Here is a 2,049-nt window from a genome sequence, read left to right as displayed (position 1 = left end):
GCAGCCTCCGGCCGCAGCCGGGCCTCGCCGGGGGCGAGCTGGGCGACGGCGTTGAGCAGCGGGCGGTAGAACAGCTTCTCGTGCAGCCGCCGCACCACCGAGGAGTGCTTGCGCCACTCCTTGCGCAGCTCGGTGACGGGTTCGGCGCGCAGCCCGAGCGAGCGGCCGAGGCGGCGCAGGTCGTCCTCGTCCTCGGGCATCAGGTGGGTGCGGCGCAGCCGGTACAGCTGGATGCGGTGCTCGGTCTCGCGCAGGAAGCGGTAGGCGGCGTCCAGGCCGGCGGCGTCCTCGCGGCCGACATAGCCGCCGGTGGCGAGCGCCTTGAGCGCGTCGAGGGTGGTGCCGCTGCGCAGCGAGGTGTCGGCGCGGCCGTGCACGAGCTGGAGGAGCTGCACCGCGAACTCGACGTCCCGCAGCCCGCCCGGTCCCAGCTTCAGTTCCCGTTCCAGCTCGGCCGCCGGGATGCCGGCCACCACCCGCCGCCGCATCTGCTGCACGTCGGCGACGAAGTTCTCCCGTTCGGCGGCCTGCCACACCATCGGCTGGAGCGCCGCCAGGTAGTCCGCGCCCAGTTCCTCGTCCCCGGCGACCGGGCGGGCCTTGAGCAGCGCCTGGAACTCCCAGGTCTTGGCCCACCGCTGGTAGTAGGCGATGTGGCTGTTGAGGGTCCGTACCAGGGGGCCGTTGCGCCCCTCGGGCCGCAGGTTGGCGTCGACGGGCCAGATCGACCCCTCCACGGTCGTCTCGGAGCAGATCCGCATCAGGTGCGAGGCCAGCCGGGTGGCCGCCTGAAGGGCCTCCCGCTCGTCGGCGTCCCGGGCGGGCTCCGCCACGAAGATCACGTCGACGTCGGAGACGTAGTTCAGCTCGTGGCCTCCGCACTTGCCCATCGCGATCACGGCGAGACGGCACAGTGCGGCGTCCTCCGGCGCGGCCGCCCCGGCCAGGGCGAGGGCGGCGCGCAACGTGGCGGTGGCCAGGTCGGCGAGTTCCCCGGCGGTCTCGGCGACGTCGATGGTGCCGCACACGTCCCGGGCCGCGATCGACATCAGGCAGCGCCGGTAGGCCACCCGCAGCGTCACCGGGTCGTGGGCACCGGCCAGTTGCTCCTCGAACTCCGCCACGCCCTGGTGCAGGTCGCGCGGCTCGTAGCTGACCAGCGCCTGCCAGTCGTGCGGGTGCCGCGCCAGGTGGTCGCCGAGCGCCTCGGACGCGCCGAGCACACCCAGCAGCCGGTCCCGCAGCGGCTTGGCGGCCAGCAGGGTGTCCAGCAGCCGGGCCCGGTCGGTGCGGTCCGGCTGCGCCTCCAGCAGGCGGGTCAGGCCCCGCAGCGCGAGGTCCGGGTCGGCGGTGGCGCCGAGGGCCTCCAGCAGCAGCGGGTCGCCACGGACCTCGCCGAGTCCGGGGCTCTCCAGCAGTTTCCCGGCGGCCGAGGGGTCCGTGAACCCGTGCCGCAGCAGCAGGGTGAAGGTGCTGCTCCGCCGCCCCGGAGTCGCCATCCGCGCCGCCCTCTCCTCCGTCGTGACCGTCCGTCGCCGAGCCTAACCCCCGCCCACCCGCCCGGAGCCGTCCGCTGGCGCGGTCGGCGCGGGTGGGCTTCGGTGAAGCCATGACGAACATGGAGATGACGCTCGAGGTGATCCCGCTGCCCGTCGCGGACGTGGACCGGGCCAAGCAGTTCTACGCGGAGAAGGTCGGCTTCCACGTCGACTTCGACGGCGAGGTGGCCCCCGGCCTGCGCATCGTCCAGCTGACGCCGCCCGGCTCGGGCTGCTCCATCGCCCTGGCCGAGGGCATGGAGGTTCCCACCGGCGTCCTGCGTCCCGGGACCTACCACGGCCTCCAGCTCTGCGTCCCCGACATCGGCCGCGCGTACGAGGAGCTGACCGCCCGCGGCCTCGACGTCAGCGAGCCGGTCGCCTACGTCGAGGGGCAGGACGGCGCGACGTTCATGTACTTCAGCGACCCGGACGGCAACGGCTGGGCGGTCCAGGAGTACCGCCGCCGCGCCACGGAGCCGCTGCACCGGGTGCTGGCCGAGCAGGCGGC

Annotated in this window: 2 protein-coding genes; one reads left to right on the top strand and one right to left on the bottom strand. The window is 74.2% G+C overall.

Going from position 1 to position 2,049, the window contains the following annotated elements; all coding sequences use genetic code 11:
• A partial coding sequence (locus tag HW445_RS28495; protein WP_180223728.1) for a bifunctional [glutamine synthetase] adenylyltransferase/[glutamine synthetase]-adenylyl-L-tyrosine phosphorylase occupies window positions 1-1,499 on the bottom strand: 1,499 nt, incomplete at its 3' end.
• Between the two features lie 119 nt (window positions 1,500-1,618).
• On the opposite strand from HW445_RS28495, the gene HW445_RS28490 reads away from it, so the two are divergent.
• On the top strand, window positions 1,619-2,049 hold a 431-nt coding region (locus tag HW445_RS28490; protein ID WP_180223729.1), incomplete at its 3' end, for a VOC family protein.

This window comes from Streptomyces sp. UH6 (assembly GCF_013421635.1).
Taxonomy (GTDB): domain Bacteria; phylum Actinomycetota; class Actinomycetes; order Streptomycetales; family Streptomycetaceae; genus Streptomyces; species Streptomyces abyssomicinicus.
The sequence above is the reverse complement of the archived record's forward strand: the minus strand, read 5'-3'. Positions and strand labels throughout refer to the sequence as shown.